This is a genomic window from Vibrio artabrorum (genome assembly GCF_024347295.1).
In the GTDB taxonomy this organism is placed as follows: Bacteria; Pseudomonadota; Gammaproteobacteria; order Enterobacterales; family Vibrionaceae; genus Vibrio; species Vibrio artabrorum.
Genome location: NZ_AP025458.1, coordinates 1,837,151 through 1,860,688, shown reverse-complemented (window position 1 = coordinate 1,860,688; position 23,538 = coordinate 1,837,151). Strand labels below are relative to the sequence as shown.

General features: G+C 44.6%; 20 protein-coding genes and 1 pseudogene. 15 read left to right on the top strand and 6 right to left on the bottom strand.

Translation table 11 applies throughout. The annotated features are described in order from the left end of the window. Positions 1-291: 291 nt before the first annotated feature. Entirely contained in the window at positions 292-4,521 is a 4,230-nt protein-coding gene (gene fdhF / locus OCU36_RS08365; protein ID WP_261837580.1) for a formate dehydrogenase subunit alpha, read from the top strand. A 113-nt stretch (positions 4,522-4,634) separates the two neighbouring features. On the opposite strand, the gene OCU36_RS08360 is transcribed toward fdhF, so the two are convergent. The 6 genes and pseudogenes from OCU36_RS08360 to OCU36_RS20155 form a co-directional block, all read right to left on the bottom strand. Beyond that, a complete protein-coding gene (locus tag OCU36_RS08360) occupies positions 4,635-5,615 on the bottom strand; it encodes an alpha-L-glutamate ligase-like protein (protein ID WP_261837579.1) in 981 nt (326 codons plus the stop codon). Positions 5,616-5,618: 3 nt separating this feature from the next. Further along, positions 5,619-7,124: an inactive transglutaminase family protein gene (locus tag OCU36_RS08355; RefSeq protein WP_261837578.1), complete on the bottom strand. Its 1,506-nt coding sequence runs from the start codon at positions 7,122-7,124 to the stop codon at positions 5,619-5,621. 17 nt (positions 7,125-7,141) lie between these two features. Next, a complete protein-coding gene (locus OCU36_RS08350; RefSeq protein WP_261837577.1) occupies positions 7,142-7,882 on the bottom strand; it encodes an ATP-dependent zinc protease family protein in 741 nt (246 codons plus the stop codon). Positions 7,883-8,119: 237 nt separating this feature from the next. After that, a complete protein-coding gene (gene cmoB / locus OCU36_RS08345; RefSeq protein WP_261837576.1) occupies positions 8,120-9,091 on the bottom strand; it encodes a tRNA 5-methoxyuridine(34)/uridine 5-oxyacetic acid(34) synthase CmoB in 972 nt (323 codons plus the stop codon). A 186-nt stretch (positions 9,092-9,277) separates the two neighbouring features. Further along, positions 9,278-10,006: a carboxy-S-adenosyl-L-methionine synthase CmoA gene (gene cmoA / locus OCU36_RS08340; RefSeq protein ID WP_261837575.1), complete on the bottom strand. Its 729-nt coding sequence runs from the start codon at positions 10,004-10,006 to the stop codon at positions 9,278-9,280. Positions 10,007-10,149: 143 nt separating this feature from the next. After that, positions 10,150-10,239: pseudogene (locus OCU36_RS20155) on the bottom strand (DUF72 domain-containing protein); the annotation flags it as partial. A gap of 340 nt (positions 10,240-10,579) precedes the next feature. Between OCU36_RS20155 and aspS the strand changes: the two are divergent. The 14 genes from aspS (at position 10,580) to pal (ending at position 23,519) form a co-directional block, all read left to right on the top strand. Then, entirely contained in the window at positions 10,580-12,358 is a 1,779-nt protein-coding gene (gene aspS / locus OCU36_RS08335; RefSeq protein ID WP_261837574.1) for an aspartate--tRNA ligase, read from the top strand. 171 nt (positions 12,359-12,529) lie between these two features. Then, positions 12,530-13,051, top strand: a complete 522-nt coding sequence (gene ruvC / locus OCU36_RS08330; protein ID WP_008219936.1) for a crossover junction endodeoxyribonuclease RuvC — start codon at positions 12,530-12,532, stop codon at positions 13,049-13,051. 174 nt (positions 13,052-13,225) lie between these two features. Further along, on the top strand, positions 13,226-13,837 hold the full coding sequence (ruvA, locus tag OCU36_RS08325) for a Holliday junction branch migration protein RuvA (RefSeq protein WP_261837573.1): 612 nt from the start codon (positions 13,226-13,228) through the stop codon (positions 13,835-13,837). A gap of 103 nt (positions 13,838-13,940) precedes the next feature. Then, the gene (gene ruvB, locus OCU36_RS08320) at positions 13,941-14,957 is read left to right on the top strand and encodes a Holliday junction branch migration DNA helicase RuvB (protein WP_261837572.1); all 1,017 of its coding nucleotides are present in this window, start codon (positions 13,941-13,943) and stop codon (positions 14,955-14,957) included. A gap of 547 nt (positions 14,958-15,504) precedes the next feature. Beyond that, positions 15,505-17,091 (top strand): cytochrome ubiquinol oxidase subunit I, encoded by a 1,587-nt coding sequence (cydA, locus tag OCU36_RS08315; RefSeq protein WP_261837571.1) that lies wholly within the window; start codon positions 15,505-15,507, stop codon positions 17,089-17,091. A gap of 13 nt (positions 17,092-17,104) precedes the next feature. Next, the gene (cydB, locus tag OCU36_RS08310) at positions 17,105-18,241 is read left to right on the top strand and encodes a cytochrome d ubiquinol oxidase subunit II (protein WP_261837570.1); all 1,137 of its coding nucleotides are present in this window, start codon (positions 17,105-17,107) and stop codon (positions 18,239-18,241) included. A gap of 31 nt (positions 18,242-18,272) precedes the next feature. Further along, positions 18,273-18,380 carry a cytochrome bd-I oxidase subunit CydX gene (cydX, locus tag OCU36_RS08305; RefSeq protein ID WP_000270284.1) on the top strand — a complete coding sequence of 36 codons (108 nt, stop codon included), beginning with the start codon at positions 18,273-18,275 and terminating at the stop codon, positions 18,378-18,380. Next, positions 18,373-18,675, top strand: coding sequence for a cyd operon protein YbgE (ybgE, locus tag OCU36_RS08300; RefSeq protein WP_261837569.1), 303 nt, complete (start codon positions 18,373-18,375; stop codon positions 18,673-18,675). The genes cydX and ybgE overlap by 8 nt, the downstream gene beginning before the upstream one ends. A gap of 170 nt (positions 18,676-18,845) precedes the next feature. After that, complete coding sequence (ybgC, locus tag OCU36_RS08295; RefSeq protein ID WP_261837568.1) at positions 18,846-19,283, top strand: tol-pal system-associated acyl-CoA thioesterase; 438 nt, start codon at positions 18,846-18,848, stop codon at positions 19,281-19,283. Continuing rightward, positions 19,273-19,956, top strand: a complete 684-nt coding sequence (gene tolQ, locus OCU36_RS08290) for a protein TolQ (protein WP_261837567.1) — start codon at positions 19,273-19,275, stop codon at positions 19,954-19,956. The genes ybgC and tolQ overlap by 11 nt, the downstream gene beginning before the upstream one ends. A gap of 3 nt (positions 19,957-19,959) precedes the next feature. Next, complete coding sequence (gene tolR, locus OCU36_RS08285) at positions 19,960-20,403, top strand: protein TolR (protein ID WP_261837566.1); 444 nt, start codon at positions 19,960-19,962, stop codon at positions 20,401-20,403. 13 nt (positions 20,404-20,416) lie between these two features. Then, positions 20,417-21,499, top strand: coding sequence for a cell envelope integrity protein TolA (tolA, locus tag OCU36_RS08280; protein WP_261837565.1), 1,083 nt, complete (start codon positions 20,417-20,419; stop codon positions 21,497-21,499). Positions 21,500-21,511: 12 nt separating this feature from the next. Beyond that, entirely contained in the window at positions 21,512-22,864 is a 1,353-nt protein-coding gene (gene tolB / locus OCU36_RS08275) for a Tol-Pal system beta propeller repeat protein TolB (protein WP_261837564.1), read from the top strand. A 112-nt stretch (positions 22,865-22,976) separates the two neighbouring features. After that, entirely contained in the window at positions 22,977-23,519 is a 543-nt protein-coding gene (gene pal, locus OCU36_RS08270) for a peptidoglycan-associated lipoprotein Pal (protein WP_261837563.1), read from the top strand. Positions 23,520-23,538 lie beyond the last annotated feature (19 nt).

The following is a 23,538-nucleotide window of genomic DNA, read 5'->3' as shown; positions in this document are numbered from 1 at the left end:
GATTCAAAGCCCCTAACTATTGGGGGCTTTTTTGTACCTAGAATCTTGCTTTCTCCAATGGGTTCTACTTTCAAGCATTAATTCGACGGCGCAGAGCGCATTTTTGATGACTGATAGGACCACTCATACCTTGTGGCGAATATCAATGGAACTTGTTTGAGGTCACACGCACAAAACCGGAATCAATGTATGGTATTGATATAGATTTAATAATATTAAAAAATATTGTATTACTTAATCTCAGTTGTAGATAACTCGCGAATTTGTGAAAGATATAGGCAGGACTTAGTTATGATTCAGATCGTCATTGATGGTAAGTTTCGGATTGTCGAACAAGGACAGACCGTTCTTGAGGCGGCAAAAACATGCGGTTTAGAGATTCCATCTTTATGTGGTTTGAATAAAACAGCGGATAAAGTACCGTGTGATTTGTGTGTGGTCGAAGTCGAGGGGATGGGAGTGACACGCTCTTGTGAGCTAGAGGTGTCTAATGGATTGAATATCAATACTCAGTCAAAACAATTAACGACCCATCGCCAACAAGCTCTGAACCGGATTATGGTCGATCATTACGCCGACTGTGAGGCGCCATGTCAAACGGCTTGCCCAGCAGGCGTCGATATTCAATCTTACCTTCATCATATTGCGCAAAATGATCACATTAAAGCGATAGAAGTGATCAAAAAAACACTGCCGATGCCACTTTCGATTGGTCGTGTTTGTCCGGCTTTCTGTGAAACCGAATGTCGTCGTAACTTGGTTGATGAATCCATCGCGATTCGCCAATTGAAACGACATGCTGCCGACGCTGATTTAGCCGCTCAAGAGAGCTATAAACCCGAAAAGAAACCTAATAAAGGCAAGCGCATTGCGATTGTTGGTAGTGGGCCCGGTGGCCTTACCGCTGGGTATTACCTGTCGAACGAAGGTTACGATGTCTGTGTTTATGAGTCGATGCCCCAAGCGGGTGGTTGGCTACGATATGGTATTCCTGAATATCGTTTACCTAAGTCGATACTCGATAAAGAAATCGAGCTGATGTGTCGAAATGGAATGGATATTGAGTGCGGTAAAAAGCTCGGTGTCGATTTTACACTGTCTGATTTGAGTCAAGATTTTGATGCGGTTTGTTTAGCGGTTGGCGCATCGCAAGCGGTTGAAATGAACTATCCAGGTAGTGAGCTTGGTGGTTGTTATCTTGGCGTTGATTACCTAAAAGATTACGTGACCGATAAGCAGTATGTTACGGGTCAAAAAGTGGCTGTGATTGGCGGTGGTAATACTGCAATTGACTGCGCTCGAACCGCCGTTCGTGACGGGGCTGATACCACGCTAATTTACCGTCGGACGCGAGACGAGATGCCAGCGGAAGATTATGAAATCGAAGAAGCTGAACATGAAGGCGTGAAGTTCCACTTTTTAACCAACCCAGCAGAAAACATAGCCGATAAAAATGGTCGTGTCTCTGAAGTTCGATTGGAACGTATGGCTCTGGGGCCGGCGGATGCTTCAGGTCGTCGCAGTCCGCAACCTACTGGCGAGTTCTTTGTTGAGGCGTTCGATACGGTGATTGCTGCCGTGTCACAAAAGCCCGATCTGAGCTTTATGGATAATGAGCCACTGGAAATTCCCTTAACGCGTTGGAATACGGCTGATGCTAATCCACAAACTATGCATACCGGAACAGGGAATATTTTCAGTATTGGTGATTTCCGACGTGGCCCAGCCACCGCAGTAGAAGCGGTGGGCGATGGGCGCATTGCTGCACAAGCGATTGACCGATTCTTTCATGGTGATATGGATGATATCCCAACGAAACCCTTTAATTCAAGAAAGGAAAAGCAGCTAAAAGCAGTTGACCCTGAGCAGTATCAATCCATTCAACGTATGGCTCGCAGAATCATGCCAGAGTTAACCCCTGAGCAGCGTGAGCAGAGCTTCGATGAGGTAGAAACCGGTTTTGATAATGCCGATGCGATGGCAGAAGCGGCAAGATGTTTAGAGTGTGGCTGCCAAGCTAATACCGACTGTGACCTACGTGATTACTCGACGGAATATAAAGCGACGCAAACACATCCAGAATACAAAATCGATGTCTCATCGAATGAAAGTTGGCAGGCGATTCGTGCTGAAGAAGCGAAGAACGGCATTACAAGGCAGAAATTCGTGGTCGATGACAGCTCTGAATTTATCATTTTTGATGCCAACCGCTGTATCAGTTGTGGTCAGTGTATCCAAGCGTGTCGCGAGCAGAGTGTCCATGGTGTTCTGAGCTTTATGAAGCAATCCGATGGCAAGCCAGCATCAAGACCTGAATGTCGACCTAATTTTGGTGCAAACAAGACCGTAATGGGTGACTCGAACTGTGTTCAATGTGGCTCATGTGTTCAGGCGTGTCCAACTGGTGCGATGGTGGATGCTCGTGATAGAAAACAGGGTGACACCGATGTACTTAAGAAAGTCGATACCATCTGCACCTATTGTGGTGTTGGCTGTAAGCTAACCATGCATGTCGATGAGCAGAAAAATAAAATCCGTTATATCGAAGGCGGTGATTCCCCAGTAAATGAGGGCATGTTGTGTGTTAAGGGGCGCTTCGGCTTTGACTTTGTCGGAAGTGATGCGCGTTTAACCACGCCATTAATACGCAAAGATGGCCAGTTACAACCGGCGAGCTGGGATGAAGCGATTACGCTTATTGCTGATAAATTCACCGCAATTAAGCAAGATTTTGGTAGCAATGCATTGGCGGGGTTCTCGTCAGCAAAAACGACCAATGAAGATAACTATGCTTTTCAAAAATTCATTCGTCGTGAACTCGGCACCAACAACGTCGATCACTGTGCTCGCCTTTGTCATGCTTCAACAGTAACAGGTTTGGAAGCTTCTCTAGGTAGTGGGGCAATGACCAATGATATTCCAAGTATCAAACACTCGGATGTGATCTTTATTATTGGGTCAGACACCACGGCGGCACACCCAATTATCGGTTCGCATATCAAGCAAGCGGTTAGGCATGGCGGGGCTCGGCTTATTGTGGCTGACCCGAAAAGGATCGATATTGCCGATCATGCTGAACTTTATTTAGCACATCGACCGGGAACCGATGTGATGCTGATTAATGGTGTGATGCAGCAGATTATTAAACATGGTTGGTATGATCAAGATTATATTGAAGATCGTGTGGACGGCTTTGATACTTTGCTTCAAGAGGTCATGTCACCAAGTTATTCACTCGACAAGGTGGAGTTGGTGACAGGCGTTAAAGCCGAAGATATCTTTGCGATGGCACGTTTGATCGGTACGGCAGAGCGTACGGCTGTCTATTATTCCATGGGTATTACACAACACACGACTGGGCACGATAATGTTCGCTCAATCGCTAACCTGCAACTCTTGTGTGGCAATATTGGTATTGAAGGTGGTGGTATTAACCCATTGCGCGGTCAATCTAATGTTCAGGGGGCGTGCGACATGGGCGCATTACCCAACAACCTTCCGGGTTATCAGAAAGTGTATAACCCACTGGTTCGTCAAAAGTTTGCCATGGAGTGGGGTGTTTCTGAGCTGCCTGCTGAAATGGGGTTAACGCTGACTGAGATCATTGATGGTGCCTGTCATCGCGATGTACGTGCTTTGTATGTCATGGGTGAGAACCCAGTGCTCAGTGATCCTAACCAATCTCACGTGATTGAAGCTCTAGAAACTCTAGACTTCCTTGTGGTGCAAGATATCTTTTTAACGGAAACGGCTCAGTATGCTGATGTGGTTTTACCATCTTGTTCGTTTGCTGAAAAATCCGGTCACTTCACCAACACAGAGCGTCGAGTTCAACGTGTTAATCCAGCGGTTAATCCTCCGGGTCAAGCAAAAGAAGATTGGGTGATTATTCAACTATTGGCGAATGCCATGGGAGGCGACTGGACATATAATACGGTTGCTGACATCACCAATGAGATCGCTCGTGTAACACCGCAGTATGGAGGGTTACGTTGGGAGAATATTACCGCGAATGGTGTTCAGTGGCCGAGTAATAAGAATAACCCAAACGGCACGCGTATTATGCACCAAACCCAATTTACTCGTGGGCGCGGTCAAATGGCGGCGATTCCGTTTAGGTATGCAGCAGAATTACCCGATGAAGATTACCCATTGGTGTTGACCACAGGACGTGTTCTTGAGCAGTTTCACACCGGAACTATGACACGCAAAACCCAAGGGCTTGACAATTTGGCAGGGCCTCGTGCAATGGTCAGTGTTCAGGATGCTGAAGAGTTAGGTATCTCGAATGGACAGATACTCAAAGTATCAACCCGTCGTGGCGAGATTGAAATCGCAGCATTTGTAACTAAGCGAATGCAAAAGGGGGTGGTATTTATTCCATTCCATTTTGTCGAATCTCCAGTTAACCGCTTAACTACGACAGCAACTGATCCGCATGCTAAGATCCCAGAGTTTAAAGTAGCGGCAGTTCGCATTGATCCCATTCGAGAGTCTGAAGCCGAAACAACAGAAGCTTAGTTCCGAGCGTTAAGCTAATTAACGACACGCATTAAAAAACCGCATAACTCTCAGAGTTATGCGGTTTTTTTATTTAGCTCAATTCGTCAGCAATCAATGACGTAGTCAGTCTTTTAGTCTGAAGCAAGCTCATTGCCGTGAACACCAAACTGTTTCGCGGCGTACGCGACGCGTTCTGTCGGTTTTGGATATTCAGCGGGTATGCCAAGGTTTTCAATATGGTGTAAGCGAGGCAGTAAACCTGCGCCATTTGCAATTTGGATTGCTAACCCTGGACGTGCGTTAAGCTCCAGTACCATAGGACCTTCTTCTTGGTCTAAAACCATGTCTGTGCCCATATAACCAAGGCCTGTCATTTCCCAAGCGCTTGAAGCAAGCGTCAGTAGTTTCTCCCAATGTGGTATTTTGAGTAACGCTAACTCTTTTCCTGTGTCTGGGTGATGAGTGACTGGATGGTCGAACTGAACGGCCCGAACGGCTTTACCTGTCGCGATACAAATACCGACGCCTACAGCACCTTGGTGCAAGTTTGCCTTACCGTCCGAGGCGGAAGTTGATAGACGCATCATTGCCATGACAGGGTAGCCTTTGAACACGATGATCCGAACGTCAGGCACACCTTCGTAACTAAAGCCGTCGAAACATTCATCAAACTTGATGAGGTTTTCAACCACGGCGACGTCGTTTTTACCACCAAGTGAAAAAAGACCAGCCAGAGCGTTACTGATGTGACGCTCTACATCTTGTTTATTAATGGTCGAACCGGATGGCTTAGTATAAACGCCATCTTTGTGAGACGTGATCACAAGGATACCTTTCCCACCACTGCCTTGAGCCGGCTTGATTACAAAACCAGGCCACTCTCTAACCATCTTATGTATTGTTTTTACTTCAGCTTGGTGACTAATAACACCAATCAGTTTTGGAACCGTCGCGCCAGCCTGTTCAGCGATGATTTTAGTCTTAAGCTTGTCATCAACGAGTGGATATTTAGAACGATCATTATAGCGACCAATATAACTATGGTTACGCTTGTTCATTCCCATTATGCCTTTGTCTTTCAACTTAAACGGTGAAGTAAATTGCTCAAACATAATTTAGTCCTCCGTTAGCGGCTTAAATCGACGAAGCTCGGTCAGACGGTAACCCGTGTAGTTACCCAGTAACAGTATGGTTGCTAAAATAACCAGTTGTAAACCAATGAAGTTAAACGTTAAATGTTGAATGAAGGGGTTCGTCATACCTAAGTAAACAAGCACTGCGGTAAATAGAGACCCGCCACCTTGCAGCACAACTTCTTTCGCTCCTTCCTCTTCCCAAAGGATAGACATACGTTCGATAGTCCAAGATAAAATAATCATTGGGAAGAATGTAATGGATAGCCCCTCTGTTAGGCCAATCTTAAACGCCACCACCGTAAACACAGAAATAATCAATATCACCGTAATGATCACCGCCGATATTCGGGCAACCAGTAAGAGATTGAGCTTGGACAAGTAACTTCGTATAACAAGGCCGGTCCCCACGATCAATAGGAAGCCGACAATACCCGTTACCAATTGTGTTTGTACAAAGGCGACCGCAATCAAAACCGGCATGAATGTACCGGACGTTTTCAAACCAATGATGACACGTAAGAATACAACAATCAGTGCTCCGATGGGGATCAGCATGATGGTTTTAAACATCGCTTGTTCTTCTAGCGGTAAACTGTGGATGGATAAGTTCAATAGCTGGTCCGAAGAAATTTTGCTGTTGGTTGCTTCCGTTGGTGAAACTTCTTGGGCAATCATTGAAAAATGCACTTTACTGTTTTGACCACCAACCACATCCAATAAAGAGACGTTTGATTCATCCCAGATAAGTAGATTTGGTTGAATTTGTTGTTGGCTTGATTCAGGAGAAAATAGAATCCATTGTTCATTGTCCCAAATCTGGATCATGTTTTGAATTGATTGACGACGACGTCCATCCTCGAGTTCGATAACACCAACCACTTTGTTGTGGATTTTTGCGGCTGAAAGTAGCTTGTGTGTGGCTTCTACTTTGGTCATGTGGTTCAGAATGAGTGCTGAATTTTGGCTATCGGGATCGTTAAGCGTTTTGATTAGCTCACGAGTAAATGTGAGGTTATCTGCTGAGCGTTTGGTTGCTCGATCAATCAACGCAAGAGCCGCAGCTTCTTCTGGGCCGTCAAAGCTTGGCTGTACAATTTCACCTTTTGGAGGGATATGCTCCACTTTGGCTTGGTTGTCGACTAAAAATTGTGTTTTGTAGTAGATGGTTTGCGGGCCGTCGGCATAGCGAATCGACCATTCTGCACGGCGACCAGACTCCGTATTTAAATAAGAAATACCGTAACCCGGTGAGGAAGCTGACTCGCCAATAAGTGTGTAGTTAGATTGAGTGTGAGGAGCCGCTAACGAAACTTTTGCTTCTTTGCCTACAGCATTGAACTCGACTCGAGCTTCAACGTCCCAGATTTGTTTGGTTTCTCCTGGGGTCCACGGTACCCCGTAGGTCATATGTCTAAATATACTGAGTGTTATACCTGCTACAATGAGTAGCAAAATAGAGATATAAAATGGAATTCTGGATGTCATAGCTTACCCTACTATTGTTATTTAGCTTCCGTTTGTACGTACTTTTTGCTTACATCTACTAACGCGATATCTTTGATAAATTCACGTCCCAGTAATACAGGGTGAGTCATTTGAGAGCGATCCGCCAATGTAAATTGCGCTTTTTCATGGATATTTCCAACTTTTACCCACAATTCAATGACAGCTCGACGCTCTGTCTGAGCATTGGTTGACTGACGAATTTTCACATAACGAAGAATTGGCGCTTCAATCCACTTTTTGTCTTCTGCTGCTTGGGCTTTGTCGTCTAGGTGAAATTTAACCCAGTTCTTGCTATTACGTTCGAATTTTTTGATATCGACAGCGTTTAAAGATGAAGTGCTTGCGCCGGTATCAACTCGAGCATCAAAGCTTTGTGCTATTAAGTCGATAGACACCTTTTCGATTCCGCCTAGGATAGTGGGTTGTGAAGTGGGTGGAATAGGAGCGACAGCAACGGTCATGGGTTTCTTTTTCTCTAACTGTTGCGTGACTTTATTTTCGACTCTCGTGAGATGGACATCTAATTGGTTAGACAGAGCCGTAATTTCACCTTCTAAACTTTCAATATAGTCATTTTGGTTACTTATTTTCAGTTCAAGGTTTTGAACCCTATTTGCGATGTTTGTCTCTGAGCGAGAAAGAGCGTCGAGAGTTTCTTGGTGGTAGGTTGCACCATTTGTGAGGGTGCAGCCAGAGAGCAAACCCACCGCCACAATTGGCGATAATCGCTTAAACATAAAAAAACCTTAGAGAATTTGATAATAGTTCAGACTATTTAGGATTTTATCTCACAAAAAAGGATGCGTGAAGCATCCTATTGTAAGAGTCTGGTTATATTGAATCGCAATGTGAGCGTTACGCCAATTATTGCGCATTCAAATTGTTCACTTATTAAACACCAGTCGTTTTTTAAACAATTAACGTGTATTTAGACTCAAAGTTAATACAAAAAATGGTCGTTGAGTGAATCAATCTTATGGCTTTGTTGCGACCAAAATCGCACGTCTTGGTGCAGGGTGACCTTCAACGGTTTTACTTGGATCGTTCGGATCGAGGTAATCTGGAAGAGAGTTGTGTGTCATCCATTCTGTTGTGCGTTGTTCACCAATCGTCGTGACATTTTCGTCAACGATTCGTACGTCGTCAAAACCCACTTGCTCTAGCCAGCGTTTCAGGGCGCGAGCAGAAGGGAAGAAGTAGACGTTTCTCATTTGCGCATAGCGATCAACCGGTACCAGTACCGCATTTTCGTCGCCTTCGATAACCAAAGTTTCAAGCACCAGTTCACCGCCTGAGACCAATTGGTCTTTCAGTTGAATCAAATGGTCCAGTGGTGAACGACGGTGGTAAAGTACCCCCATACTGAATACCGTATCGTAGGCTTCAAGCTTTGGCAGTTGCTCAATGCCAAGCGGTAATAGGTGAGCTCGTTGGTCATCGCCCATCAACTTACGAATCGCTTCAAACTGAACCAAGAATAGGTGGGAAGGATCAATACCAACCGTTAAGCGAGCACCTTCACCCAGCATGCGCCACATGTGGTAGCCATTGCCACAACCGACATCGAGAACCGAACGGTTTTTCAAAGGAGAGATATGTGGCAGCACACGATCCCATTTCCAGTCACTGCGCCACTCAGTATCAATATGAATATCGTGAACCGTGTAAGGTCCTTTTCTCCATGGGTGGAAGGTCTTTAGTAGGCTTTCTAGCTTTTTAAGCTCGCCGGTGTGAAACGGTGTTGAGCTGCCAACCGTCACTGAATTTTTCAGGTCAACTTGATCTGGCATACCTTGTGGAATCTTGTTTAGTGCACGTAACCAACGATCGAAATCGCCGTGCTCTGCATTTTGCCAATCGGTCAGTTGTTGTGGCAGAACATTGAGCCACGGCTGAAGGCGAGTATCTTGGGCAATAAGTTGATAAAAATTGGCAAAATTAAACATAGGTTTTCACTGAGTTGGTGGTGTAGAAATTAAATTTGTCACACGATTAAGAGTGTAGACAAACAGGCTAGGGAGTCTCGTTTATCGTGTTTGATAAGAGATCCCCAACTCGCTCGTTCCTCGCTCTTGAGGATGACATTTTAGTACGTGCTAACGGTGTCGCGACTATGACGTAATCGAAAATGTTTACTTTATCGCGAACATTGAACCAAAGTTGAAACATTGGAACCAGACTTCGTTGCTTGAGAAGCCAATCTTATCAAATCGCTCTCTGTGAACCGGGATCGAGTCTGGACGCATCACGTTTTCAATTGCGCTGCGTTTCTGGCTGACTTCTAACTCGCTGTATCCGTTGGCGCGCTTAAAGTCGTGATGCAGGTCGATAAGCAGTTCATTGGCGCTTTCATCTTCAAAGACGTATTTTTCTGACAAGATTAAGATCCCGCCTGGGCGTAAACCGGCATGAATCTTCTCAAGCAGAGCGTATCGATCGTCTGGAGAAAGAAATTGCAGCGTAAAGTTAAGCACCACGACAGAAGCGTCTTTGATTTCCACTTCACGGATGTCGGCTTCAATCACGTCTACCGGTGTGTCACTGCGGTAAGCATTAACGTGCAATTTGCAGCGCTCAACCATGGCTTCTGAATTATCTATCGCGAAAATCGTGCAGCCTTCTTGCTGAATGTGACGACGCATAGACAGTGTCGCAGCACCAAGCGAGCAGCCAAGGTCGTAAACATTGGAATGTGGTTTTACAAAGCGTTCAGCCAGCATGCCGATTGCAGAGATTATATTGCTATAGCCAGGCACCGAACGTTGAATCATATCCGGAAATACTTCAGCAACCCTTGCATCAAAGGTGAAGTCTCCAATTTTATCGATAGGAGCGGAAAAGATATTGTCTGTGTTGCTCATGGCATTTTCTCTCGACAGTCAGCGTAATCGGCACAAAATTCGTACCAAATAAAAGGGGACATATTTTACGTAAAAAAAGCGTCACTGTCACGAAAACTGAGATTAGGCTCAGGATTAGAGCGAGTGGAGTGATAACAGAAGGATCAAAACATCGAGATTTGATGATTGCCTTTTTGAGCCGGAAACTGAGCCAGATTGGGTAATAATAATGACGTATTTTCAGATATTTGCTTAGAATGACTCGGCTACTTCCCCCTCGCCGCGATTAAAACGCTTTTATCTCGAACAAAATTTAACGACGAAAGGTCAACGCGGCCTAAAATCTACTGTACGAGAGCTTTGCTGATTAAGGTACTTTCGAGATATAATTATCGCAATTTTTTCTGTTTTGATGAATCTTTGTGCACTTGATGAGCTAAAAAGCAGCAAAGCCAGATAAAACACAATAAATTCGAATGTGGAAGGTCGATTTTAAGCGAGTTTCCGCGTATAAATGTTCCTTTGCTCTGTTGTGTGGAATGACCACTGACAGCTTGGAAACTAGTAAATAATTAAGAGATTGGGAAATTCATTATGCGTACCCATTACTGTGGTAACCTGAACAAGTCCCTGGCGGGACAAACTGTAGAATTGTGCGGCTGGGTAAACCGTCGCCGTGATTTAGGCGGTCTTATCTTTATTGATATGCGTGATCGTGAAGGCATCGTTCAGGTTGTTGTCGATCCAGATATGAAAGATATCTTCCCGATCGCTAACCAACTGCGTAATGAATTCTGTATCAAGTTTACTGGTGAAGTACGTGTTCGTCCGGACAGCCAAGTAAATAAAGACATGGCTACTGGTGAAGTAGAACTTTACGCGACGGGTCTAGAGATCATCAACCGTTCAGAAGCGCTTCCACTAGACTTCAACCAAACGAACTCTGAAGAGCAGCGTCTTAAGTACCGTTACATCGATCTTCGTCGTCCAGAAATGAGCGACCGTATCAAGCTTCGTGCACGTGCTTCTAGCTTCGTTCGTCGTTTCCTAGATGAGAACCTATTCTTAGACATCGAAACGCCAGTACTCACGAAAGCGACACCAGAAGGTGCTCGTGACTACCTAGTACCAAGCCGTGTTCACAAAGGTAGCTTCTACGCACTTCCTCAATCTCCTCAGCTGTTCAAGCAACTGCTGATGATGTCTGGTTTCGACCGTTACTACCAAATCGTTAAATGTTTCCGTGATGAAGATTTACGTGCTGACCGTCAGCCTGAATTTACTCAAATCGATATCGAAACATCTTTCATGACTTCTCAAGAAGTACGTAACGTGACTGAGAAGCTTGTTCACGATATGTGGAAAGAACTTCTCGATGTTGAACTTGGTCAATTCCCAGTAATGCCTTTCTCTGAAGCGATTCGTCGTTTCGGTTCTGATAAGCCAGATCTACGTAACCCACTAGAGCTCGTTGATGTTGCTGACTTGGTTAAAGACGTTGAGTTCAAAGTATTCTCTGGCCCAGCTAACGACGAAAAAGGTCGCGTAGCGGTTATCCGTGTTCCAGGTGGTGCTAAGCTAACTCGTAAGCAAATCGACGGTTACGCTGAATACGTAAACATCTACGGCGCGAAAGGCCTAGCTTGGATGAAGGTTAACGACCGTGCTGCAGGCATGGAAGGTATTCAATCTCCAGTGGCTAAGTTTCTAAGCGAAGACGTAATCAACGGTATTCTCGATCGCACTCAAGCTGAATCTGGCGATATCATTCTGTTCGGCGCAGACAAAGCGGGCATCGTTGCTGAAGCCATGGGCGCACTTCGTCTTAAACTGGGTACGGATCTAGAGCTAACAGACACATCTGCATGGGCTCCACTGTGGGTTGTTGACTTCCCAATGTTCGAAGAAGACGGCGAAGGTAACCTACACGCGATGCACCACCCATTCACATCACCACTCGGTGTGAACGCGGAAGAGCTTAAAGCGAACCCAGCAGCAGCAAATTCTGATGCATACGACATGGTCATCAACGGCTACGAAGTAGGCGGCGGTTCTGTACGTATTCACAACGCAGAAATGCAAACGGCGGTATTCGGTATCCTAGGTATCGAAGCACAAGAGCAACAAGAGAAGTTCGGCTTCCTACTTGAAGCGCTTAAGTACGGTACGCCACCACACGCTGGTCTAGCATTCGGTCTTGACCGTCTAGCAATGCTGCTTTGTGGTACTGAGAACATCCGTGACGTTATCGCATTCCCGAAAACAACCGCTGCAGCATGTCTACTAACAGACGCGCCAAGCCTAGCGAACCCAGCATCACTGGAAGAGCTAGCCATCGCAGTTAAATTGGCAGAGAAAAAAGAGCAAGCGTAAGCCTGTTATCTTTTGTTGTTGATAAAGAGATCCTAGTTGATAGAGAGCTCTTTAATTTATGAGCCAGACTTGCCAGTAAATTAGAAAATGCCCGTTAATTTGACGGGCATTTTTTTTTGCGTTCGATATACTAAGCTCATAAAGCATGTATAAATAATCAGTATTCAAGTTATGTCTATTATCTTAGGGATTGACCCTGGCTCGCGTATTACCGGCTATGGCGTGATTCGTCAAAATGGTCGCCATCTATATTACTTAGGTAGCGGTTGTATTCGCACCTCTGAAAAAGAACTGCCGGGCCGACTCAAACAAATCTACGCCGGTGTGAGCGAAATCATCACTCAGTTTCAGCCAGATGTGTTTGCGATTGAGCAGGTCTTCATGGCGAAGAATGCGGATTCTGCACTTAAGCTTGGCCAAGCGCGCGGCAGTGCGATAGTGGCAGCGGTAAATGCGGATTTGCCAGTACATGAATACGCAGCAAGGTTAATCAAGCAAGCGGTGACCGGCAATGGTGGTGCGGACAAGTCGATGGTTCAAAATATGGTGATGAGTATGCTTAAGTTACCTGCCAAACCACAGGCCGATGCAGCCGATGCTCTAGGTGTCGCGATCACGCATGCTAACACCAATAAAACTTTGATAGCGCTTGCAGGTAAAGCGACAGGCGCGAGAAAAGGGCGTTACCGTTAGTTAAAAATCACACCATCACTACGCTGCTTTGAATTTAAATAGGGCACTTTTAATCTTTTGATGTCGGGCTGAATAAGTCTAAATAAATCACGAGAACAAACACAAAGAACTGGATAAGTATCCAGTTCTTTTATATTCTGTCCCACAAAATATATTCCATCAAGAGAGCAAGTTGTGATCGGACGTTTACGCGGTACATTAATAGAAAAGCAACCCCCTGAGTTACTAATCGAAGTGAGTGGTGTTGGCTATGAAGTTCAAATGCCAATGAGCTGTTTTTATGAATTACCTAACGTGGGCGAAGAGGCAATCATCTACACGCACTTTGTGGTACGTGAAGATGCCCAGTTACTTTATGGTTTTAATACGGTTAAAGAGCGTGCGCTGTTCCGCGAAGTCATCAAAGCTAACGGAGTAGGCCCTAAGCTTGGCCTTGGCATTCTTTCGGGTATGACGGCTAGTCAGTTTGTTCAGAGTGTTGAACGTGAAGATATTTCTACGCTGGTTAAACTTCCAGGAGTGGGTAAGAAAACCGCTGAACGTCTGGTTGTTGAAATGAAAGACCGCCTGAAAGGGTGGGGCGCGGGTGACCTGTTTACTCCAGCAACGGACGCAGCTCCGATTGATTCTATGCCAACGGCTCACGACGCGGAAGAAGAAGCGGTCAGTGCACTGCTTGCATTAGGCTACAAGCCGACTCAAGCTTCTAAGGTGGTTTCTCAAGTGGCTAAAGATGGCATGACCAGCGAACAGTTGATTCGCGAAGCTCTGAAATCGATGGTTTAATACTCAATATACTTGTTCTACAAAATAGACTCATTTACTTTGCCTTTACACAGAGTCAAGAAGCGCAGAGTTAAGAAACGCATAGTTAGGAATAGCAGAATTTATGATTGAAGCCGATCGCCTTATTGCACCGGACAACCCAGTATTCAAAGATGAAGATGTCATTGATCGTGCAATACGCCCTAAAGCTCTTGCCGACTATCAAGGTCAGGATCACGTTCGTGGCCAGATGGAAATTTTCATCAAAGCGGCACAATTGCGTAGTGAGGCGCTCGATCATCTTTTGATATTTGGTCCACCCGGTTTGGGTAAAACCACGTTGGCGAATATTGTAGCCAATGAGATGGATGTCAACATTCGTACGACTTCAGGGCCTGTATTAGAAAAAGCGGGTGACTTAGCGGCGTTGCTGACCAATCTTGAAGAAAATGATGTCCTATTTATTGATGAGATCCACCGTTTAAGCCCTGTGGTTGAAGAAGTCTTGTACCCTGCGATGGAAGACTACCAACTGGATATCATGATTGGTGAAGGGCCAGCAGCACGTTCTATTAAGATCGATCTGCCTCCTTTTACTTTGATTGGCGCAACCACTCGTGCTGGTTCGCTCACCTCTCCTTTACGTGACCGATTTGGGATCACCCAACGCCTTGAGTACTACAAGGTTGAAGATTTACAAAACATCGTTCAGCGCAGTGCTGATTGCCTTGGTCTTTCTATGGATCCGGAAGGAGCGTTAGAAGTGGCTCGTCGTGCTCGAGGTACACCACGCATCGCCAACCGTTTACTTCGTCGTGTTCGTGACTACGCGGAAGTAAAAGGCGATGGACACATCTCTCCTGACGTGGCTGACAAAGCGCTCAACATGCTGGATGTCGACGCCAAAGGTTTTGACTATATGGATAGAAAGCTATTGCTTGCGATCATGGAGAAGTTTGGTGGTGGCCCTGTTGGTATCGACAATATGGCGGCGGCAATTGGTGAAGAGAGAGATACCATTGAAGATGTGTTAGAGCCTTACTTGATTCAACAAGGTTATCTACAAAGAACGCCAAGAGGTCGAATCGCGACCGACAGAGCCTATCTACATTTCGGAATCGATAAACCGTCGCATCGTTAAATTATTCATTCTATCGATCTCACCTATATTAGCGTTGGACTTAGCTATTTAATGAATAACAACTCTTTGAGCTAATCGGTAAAAAGGTCGGATATAGCCCCTCGAAAATGAAAACTGTGATTCCATTTTTAATTTCACGAGCAGCAAATGAAATGGAATATGGTGCGCTTTGTTAAAATCTTTCGTTTATTTGTGATTCGCATGTTGAGTTAGTGCGAGCCTTTTGTCGCAGATATCGAGTGTGATGAATAACAGAAGCCATCTTGGTGTGATTTTCGCCATTTTGTACAAAAGCAGCTCAAATTTACCCGAGTAAATTTGATATAAATCAACACAGAATTCGCCTATAAATCTTTTGAAACATATTGAATTTACCAGTAATATTAGCGCTAGCTATATTAGCTAGTTCTTAACAATAATCTAACTAAAACGGTACTTTTTCGCTACAAATATTGATTTTTAATAACAATTCAGTGAGTTGTTATTAAATGGATTTTTGCGGTGAATAATCACACAAGTGTCATTCAGCCGACACAAAGGAGTTACCATGATTGATGTTGTTGATCTGTCGCGATTGCAGTTTGCATTTACAGCGATGTATCACTTCTTATTTGTTCCACTGACTTTAGGTATGGCATTTCTACTTGCCATTATGGAGTCAGTTTATGTAATGACTGGCAAGCAAATTTACAAGGACATGACCAAGTTCTGGGGTAAATTGTTTGGTATTAACTTTGCTCTTGGTGTAGCGACAGGCTTAACCATGGAGTTTCAGTTTGGTACTAACTGGTCTTATTATTCGCACTATGTTGGTGACATCTTTGGTGCTCCGCTAGCTATCGAAGGGCTTGTTGCATTCTTCCTAGAGTCTACTTTTGTTGGTCTTTTCTTCTTTGGTTGGGACAGATTGTCAAAGCGCCAACACTTGGCGGTGACTTGGTTAGTTGCTCTTGGCTCTAACTTCTCTGCACTTTGGATTCTGGTTGCTAACGGCTGGATGCAAAACCCAGTGGGTGCGGAATTTAACTTTGAAACGATGCGTATGGAAATGGTGAGCTTCGCTGAAGTTGTCCTAAACCCAGTCGCACAAGTTAAGTTTGTACACACAGTAGCGTCAGGTTATACAACGGGTGCAATGTTCATCCTTGGTATTAGTTCATACTACATCATGAAAGGACGTGATCTTGCGTTCGCTCGTCGTTCTTTTGCGATCGCAGCATCTTTTGGTATGGCGGCAATCCTGTCAGTAATCATTCTAGGTGACGAATCTGGCTACGAGCTTGGTGATGTTCAAAAATCGAAGCTTGCTGCTGTAGAAGCGGAGTGGAACACCGAAGAAGCACCAGCTGCATTTACTGTTTTTGGTATTCCAAACCAAGAAACTATGCAGACGGATTACGCGATTAAGATTCCTTATGTCATGGGTATCATCGCAACACGTTCCCTTGATACAGAGGTTACGGGTCTACGCGACTTACGTGAACAACACATTGAACGCATTCGTACGGGCATGTATGCATACGAATTGCTTGAAAAGCTACGTTCTGGTGATAAGTCTGAAGAAAACATCGCCGCTTTTGATGAAGTGAAAGTGGACCTCGGTTATGGCCTTCTTCTTAAGCGTTATACCGATAAGGTTGTTGACGCAACAGAAGACCAAATCCAAATGGCTGCGGACGATTCTATCCCAACCGTTCTGCCACTATTCTTCTCATTCCGTATCATGGTTGTGTGTGGCTTCATTATGCTATTCGTATTCGGAGCTGCATTTATTCAGACGTGTCGTCAGAAGATCGAACAAAAACCGTGGATTCTTAAAGCTGCGCTATTCTCAATCCCACTGCCTTGGATTGCGATCGAAGCGGGTTGGTTCGTTGCTGAATTTGGTCGTCAACCTTGGGCTGTGGGTGAAATCCTACCGGTTAATGTTGCAGCATCAGCACTGACGACTGGACAGCTTTGGGCTTCTCTATTCACGATTCTGGGATTGTACACCGTATTCTTGATTGCTGAAGTTTACTTAATGCTGAAATTTGCACGTAAAGGTCCAAGTAGCTTGAAGACCGGCCGTTACCACTTTGAACAAAACGATAACTCTGTTGAAGACAAAGTTAGCCGTTCAGTCGAAGTATAAGTGAGGGAATATTATGTTTGATTACGAAAGCTTACGACTTATTTGGTGGGTATTAATCGGTGTTCTGCTGGTTGGTTTCGCTGTAACTGATGGTTTTGATATGGGTGTTGGTGCACTGGTGCCAGTTATCGGCAAGAGCGACACTGAACGCCGTATCATGATTAACACGATTGCGCCGCACTGGGATGGTAACCAAGTTTGGTTGATCACAGCTGGTGGTGCACTATTCGCTGCTTGGCCACTGGTTTACTCAACGTCTTTCTCTGGTTTCTACTTTGCGATGTTCGTGACGTTGGCTGCCTTATGGATGCGTCCACTTGGCCTAGATTATCGTTCTAAGGTTGAAGACCCAAGATGGCGTAAAGTTTGGGATTTTGCTATCTGCTTTAGCGGTGCGGTTCCACCAATTATCTTTGGTGTTGCATTCGGTAACCTACTCCAGGGTGTACCATTCGAACTGAACGAACTCATGATGTCTCAGTATCACGGTACGTTCTTTGCGCTGCTTAACCCGTTTGCATTGCTTTGTGGTGTGTTGGCTCTGATGTTGTTTGTTATGCAGGGCGCTACATGGCTTCAAATGAAAACAACAGAAGATCTGCACGTTCGGGCTCGTAACGTTGCTCAAATTACTGGCGTAGTTGCTATTGCACTGTTCGTGATTGGTGGTTTCTGGGTTCAATCGATGGAAGGTTACGTATTAACAAGTACGATTGACAACTTTGCTGACTCAAACCCATTAAACAAAGAAGTTGCACTTCAAGTTGGTGCTTGGTTGACAAATTTCGAAACGTATCCAGCAATGTGGGCTGCACCAATTCTAGGTGTAGTAATGCCACTGCTTGCTGTGATTGCATCTCGCTTTGAGCGTGGTGGTTTTGCTTTCTTATTCTCAAGTTTGTCTAATGCTGGTGTGATTCTAACCGCAGGTTTTGCGATGTTCCCATTCGTAATGCCATCAAGCCTAAACCCAAATCATAGTTTGACTATGTGGGATTCAACAGCAAGCGAACTTACGCTTGGCCTGATGACGGCAGTTGCGGCGGTAATGGTTCCTGTGATTCTTGGCTACACAACTTGGACATACTACAAAATGTTCGGTCGTATAGATAAGAAACATATCGAAGATAACGACGTTTCAGCTTACTAAGCTAGAAGTTAAATAACTTAGGAGAAATTTTATGTGGTATTTCGCATGGATTTTGGGTGTACTTCTAGCATGTGCATTCGGCATCATCAATGCTCTATGGCTTGAGCATTCAGAAATGATGGACAAAGACAGTGAATAACCTCGCAGAGCAAGTGGCTAAGCTGCATCAACCTATGGATAAGACTCTATTTAGAGTTTTATCCCTAATATTGGGTTTTGTGCACGTAAGTTTAGTTATGTGGGATCCTGATGCGTATGCGACAAGCATTGGTGGCTTTAACTCGATTATTGGACCTATGTTTATTTGGGCAGTATGCTCGAGCATGGTTTATGGGATTGGGTTTAAGCCCAGAGCTTGGGTATGGCAATTGCTGTTTAGCCCATACGTTTCACTCACGATTTTGCTCTACTTAACGGCGTTGCGCTTTATCTAAAAGGTAAGGTTTTGGGTTTATTACAAAGTAAACCGTTATCGTCGTAGGGTTTTTAGTCAAAAAGAGGTCATCTTATACAGATGGCCTTTTTTTTGTCTCTAAATTCAAAAAATTAACCGCGATATACGACTTAAGATAAGGAGTTAGGTTATAGTGAGACCTTTATCATTTTGGGATGTGGTATCAATTTGCAGGGATTATCTAAAACGTTTACGTGGCCAGTAACTGTCTATTACGAAGATACCGATGCTGGTGGGCTTGTGTATCATTCCAATTACCTCAAGTTTTTTGAACGTGCTCGAACGGAGATGTTACGCTCGGTAGGTGTTTCTCAACACTTGTTACTCGAAAAAAACATCGGTTTTGTCGTTCGACATATTGATATTGATTTTATTCAAGGCGCACGTCTTGATGAACGTTTACAAGTTATTACAAACATTTACGAGTTGAAGCGAGCGACCTTGGTCTTCTGTCAAGAGATCGTAAATCCTGATGGCAAAGCATTGTGTAAAGCAATGGTTAAGGTAGCATGTATCGATAATCAAAAAATGAAGCCAACGGCAATGCCAACATTTATTATTACGGAGCTAACGCATAGTGACTGCTGAAATCTCAATTTTAGGCCTAATTTTAGAAGCTAGTTTGCTAGTTAAAATGGTCATGCTAATTCTTATGGGCATGTCTGTCGTTTCTTGGGCAATGATCATTAAAAGAAGCAAAGTGCTTTCACAAGCTTCTAAACAAACGGATGTGTTTGAAGATAAGTTTTGGTCAGGTGTTGACCTTGCAAAACTGTATCAAGAGAGCAATAAGCGAAAAGAGGAGCTTTCTGGTACCGAAGAGATTTTCTACGCAGGCTTTACTGAGTTCGCACGTCTTAGAAAATCAAATGCAACCTCTCCGGACTTTATTATGGAAGGTACTGGCCGTGCAATGCGTGTAGCCGTTGCTCGTGAAGTTGATGAACTCGAAACCAGTTTGCCTTTTTTAGCGACAGTGGGTTCTATAAGCCCATACATCGGCCTGTTTGGTACGGTTTGGGGCATCATGCACTCATTCATAGCCCTAGGGCAAGTTAAGCAAGCGACTTTAGCCATGGTTGCTCCTGGTATTGCAGAAGCACTGATTGCAACTGCAATGGGTTTGTTTGCTGCTATCCCAGCGGTAATGGCGTACAACCGCTTTAGTAGTCGAGTCGGTAAGCTCGAACACAACTATGCGACTTTCTCAGAAGAGTTCCACAGTATTCTTCACCGTCAAGCGATGGCTGGCAGGGAATAATAGATGGCAGGATACCAACCTAAAAAACGCAAAATGACCGCAGAGATTAACGTTGTACCTTACATCGACGTTATGTTGGTTTTACTGATCATATTTATGGTGACGTCACCGTTTGTGACTCAAGGTGTTGATGTTGAATTGCCAAAAGCCTCAACCGCGAAATCAGCACAAGAGTTATTGGGCGATGATAACGCGAGCTTTATTATTGTTGAAGTGAATAAAGATGGTGAACTTGGCTTGAGTGTTAACAATGAAGAAGTTCAACATGGCCTGTCACTTGAAGAGATTATCGTTCGGGTGAAAGCTGAATTGTCTTTAAAACCAAACTCGCCAGTCGCCGTTGGTGGTGATGCCGCAACGCCTTATGCCAAAGTGGTTTTATTACTTGATGAATTAAGCCGTGCAGGCGTGCCTAAGGTTGGCCTTTTAACGGATATAAGGGAATAGCTCCGTAGCATTCATGAAAGCGAATAATACAAAATCAAAGAGTTTGAAAGCGCCGCTTCTAATTTCAATCGGGCTGCATGTCATTCTATTCGTCGCTCTTATTTGGGGAGCGGATTTCACGATGTCAGAACCTAAAAAGCCAACCGGTCAAATGGTTCAGGCTGTTGTGATTGACCCTCAGTTAGTTCGTCAGCAAGCTCAGCAGATCCGTCAGCAAAGAGAAGCGGCGAGTAAGAAAGAGCAAGAACGGTTAGATAAGTTACGTCGTGAAAGTGAACGGCTTGAAAAGAACCGTAAAGCGGAAGAAGAAAACATCCGCAAACTGAAAGAAAAACAAGCCAAAGAAGCCAAAGCGGCGCGTGAAGCTGAAAAACGTCGAATTCAAAAAGAGCAACAACGTAAAGCTGAAGAGGCGCGTGTACAGCAAGAGAAAAAGAAAGCCGCGAAAGCAGAAGCAGCTCGCAAACAGAAAGAAGCTGAGTTAGCCAAAGTAGAGCGTGCGCGTAAAGCTAAAGCTGCGGCAATCGCTAAAGCGGAACAAGAGCGCGTAGCAAAGGAAAAGGCTGCGAAAGAGGCTGCGAAAGAGGCTGCCGATAAAGCGCGCAAGCAAAAAGAGGCCGCTGAACGCGCAGAAAAGCAGCGTATAGCAAAAGAGAAAGAAGCGGCCGTCGCAGCCGAGAAAGCTCGTAAGGCGAAAGAGGCAGCAGCAAGGGCCGAAAAAGAGCGTAAACAGCAAGAGGCAGCGTTGAACGACATCTTTGCTGGGCTTGAAACGGAAGCGACTCAAAACTCTTCAGCAAGGCAAAAATTTATTGGTGATGAAGTGCAGCGTTATGGTGCTATTTATACCCAACTTATTCAGCAAAATTTATTGTTAGAGGACAGCTTTCGAGGGCGCTCATGCCGAGTGAACCTGAAACTGATTCCAACGGGCTCTAACGCAATTTTGGGCAGTTTGAGTATTTTGGATGGTGATAGTCGTTTATGCGCAGCAACGAAGCGTGCCGTGGCACAGGTACAGTCTTACCCCTTACCTAAAGACCCCGACATTGTGACATCACTAAAAAACATTAACTTAACGGTATCACCAGAGTAAAAGGACGAACTTGTGTTAAAGAAACTATTACTGAGTTTTGTTTTCTTAATAGCGACAAGCAGCCAGTTTGCACATGCAGCACTGGAGCTGGTTATTACAGACGGTATTAACTCGGCACGACCTATCGCGATTGTGCCTTTCCGTTGGGAAGGTGCAGAGCCATTGCCACACGATGTATCCGCAGTGATTGCTTCTGATTTACAGCGCAGTGGTAAATTCAGCCCAGTTGCGATAAGCAAAATGCCTCAGACGCCTTACAGCGAAGCTGAGGTGGATTTTGATGCTTGGACGAACCTAGGCGTTGATTCATTGCTAACCGGAACCATCACTAAGAATGCCGAAGGGCAGTATGTGGTCAATTACCAATTGATCGACATTGTTCGTGGTCAACTGACTAAAGGACAAAGCCGTGCACTAAGCGATGAAGGCCAATTGGTACTCTCTAAAGACCACGTATTGTTCAATAAGAAAGCGACGGTTCCAGGTAAACGCTTGAGAGAGTATGCGCACCGTATTTCTGACTTAGTTTATGAACAGCTCACGGGGGAGAAAGGTGCGTTTCTTACTCGTATTTCTTACGTGGTAGTGAATGATAAAGACAAGTACCCATACCAACTTCGTGTTGCGGACTATGATGGCTTCAACGAGCGCCTGGTTCTTCGTTCTAAGCAGCCTCTTATGTCACCCGCATGGTCGCCTGATGGTAAAAAAATCGCTTATGTAAGCTTTCAAAATGGCCAAGCTGAAATATTCATCATGAATATCTACACGGGCAAACGTGAAAAGGTGACGTCATACCCTCGTCATAATGGTGCGCCAAGATTCTCGCCAGATGGTAAAACATTGGCATTGGTATTATCGAAAACAGGCAGTCTTCAGGTATACACGCTTGATTTAGCAAGCCGTAAGCTGACTCAAATTACCCACGGTCGTTCGAATAATACCGAACCGTTTTGGCATCCAGATGGCAAGTCTCTTATTTTTACATCGGATCGTGGTGGTAAACCTCAGATTTATAATGTAAATTTGTCCAATAAAGCGACGTCTCGTATTACTTGGCAAGGCAGTCAAAATTTAGGTGGTCAAATCACTCCTGACGGTCGATTCCTGATCATGGTGAATCGCAGTAATTCAGGCTTTAACTTAGCTAAGCAAGATTTGGAAACCGGTGCGGTTCAGGTGCTCACTAAAACACTGTTAGATGAATCTCCTAGCATCGCACCCAATGGAGGTATGGTTATCTATAGCTCCATTTACAATAAAACAAACGTATTATCGATGGTTTCCATTGATGGTCGTTTTAAAGCTAGATTACCGGCGACCAACGGACGTGTAAGAGCGCCATCATGGTCACCGTTTTTATAGCGAGCGCTTCACATTTTATTAGTCATTGATAGTGTTTACTATTGTGGCAATTAACTATCTATAGCACTTAGCGGGCTATAGAAACTAAGTTTGATAACGTAAGGAAAAAAAGATGCAACTTAACAAAGTTCTTAAAGGCTTGATGATTGCACTACCAGTGATGGCAGTAACGGCATGTAGCTCAACTGATGAAGCAACATCTGCAACACCTGGTACTGAAAGCAACCAAACAACGTCAGGTACAGAAGGCAATGTAGATACAACGGTTGTAACGCCAATTGACGCAAATGGTCAACTGTCGGAGCAAGAGCTTAAAGAGCAAGCGCTACGCGAAACTCAAACCATCTACTTTGCATTCGATAACTCAACTATCGCTAGCGATTATGAAGAAGTTCTAGCTGCTCACGCTGCTTACCTAAGCAATAATGCTGACATGAAAGTGACAATTGAAGGTCACGCTGATGAGCGCGGTACACCTGAGTACAACATCGCACTTGGCGAGCGTCGTGCACAAGCTGTAGCGAAATACCTAGAAGCTTTAGGTGTTCAAGCAGACCAAATTTCTATCGTAAGCTACGGTGAAGAGAAGCCACTTCTTTTAGGTCAATCTGAAGATGTGTACGCTAAAAACCGTCGTGCAGTACTTGTTTACTAATTTTAGTAGACTATATAGT

Bases quoted from the DNA above. Each gene is read 5' to 3' on its own strand.
- OCU36_RS08350 (WP_261837577.1), bottom strand. From the start codon at position 7,882: ATGTTTAAGCGATTATCGCCAATTGTGGCGGTGGGTTTGCTCTCTGGC.
- tolR (WP_261837566.1), top strand. From the start codon at position 19,960: ATGGCAGGATACCAACCTAAAAAACGCAAAATGACCGCAGAGATTAAC.
- fdhF (WP_261837580.1), top strand. From the start codon at position 292: ATGATTCAGATCGTCATTGATGGTAAGTTTCGGATTGTCGAACAAGGA.
- tolA (WP_261837565.1), top strand. From the start codon at position 20,417: ATGAAAGCGAATAATACAAAATCAAAGAGTTTGAAAGCGCCGCTTCTA.
- OCU36_RS08360 (WP_261837579.1), bottom strand. From the start codon at position 5,615: ATGTTTGAGCAATTTACTTCACCGTTTAAGTTGAAAGACAAAGGCATA.
- ruvC (WP_008219936.1), top strand. From the start codon at position 12,530: ATGTCTATTATCTTAGGGATTGACCCTGGCTCGCGTATTACCGGCTAT.
- pal (WP_261837563.1), top strand. From the start codon at position 22,977: ATGCAACTTAACAAAGTTCTTAAAGGCTTGATGATTGCACTACCAGTG.
- cydA (WP_261837571.1), top strand. From the start codon at position 15,505: ATGATTGATGTTGTTGATCTGTCGCGATTGCAGTTTGCATTTACAGCG.
- cydB (WP_261837570.1), top strand. From the start codon at position 17,105: ATGTTTGATTACGAAAGCTTACGACTTATTTGGTGGGTATTAATCGGT.
- OCU36_RS08355 (WP_261837578.1), bottom strand. From the start codon at position 7,124: ATGACATCCAGAATTCCATTTTATATCTCTATTTTGCTACTCATTGTA.
- cmoB (WP_261837576.1), bottom strand. From the start codon at position 9,091: ATGTTTAATTTTGCCAATTTTTATCAACTTATTGCCCAAGATACTCGC.
- cydX (WP_000270284.1), top strand. From the start codon at position 18,273: ATGTGGTATTTCGCATGGATTTTGGGTGTACTTCTAGCATGTGCATTC.
- ruvB (WP_261837572.1), top strand. From the start codon at position 13,941: ATGATTGAAGCCGATCGCCTTATTGCACCGGACAACCCAGTATTCAAA.
- cmoA (WP_261837575.1), bottom strand. From the start codon at position 10,006: ATGAGCAACACAGACAATATCTTTTCCGCTCCTATCGATAAAATTGGA.
- aspS (WP_261837574.1), top strand. From the start codon at position 10,580: ATGCGTACCCATTACTGTGGTAACCTGAACAAGTCCCTGGCGGGACAA.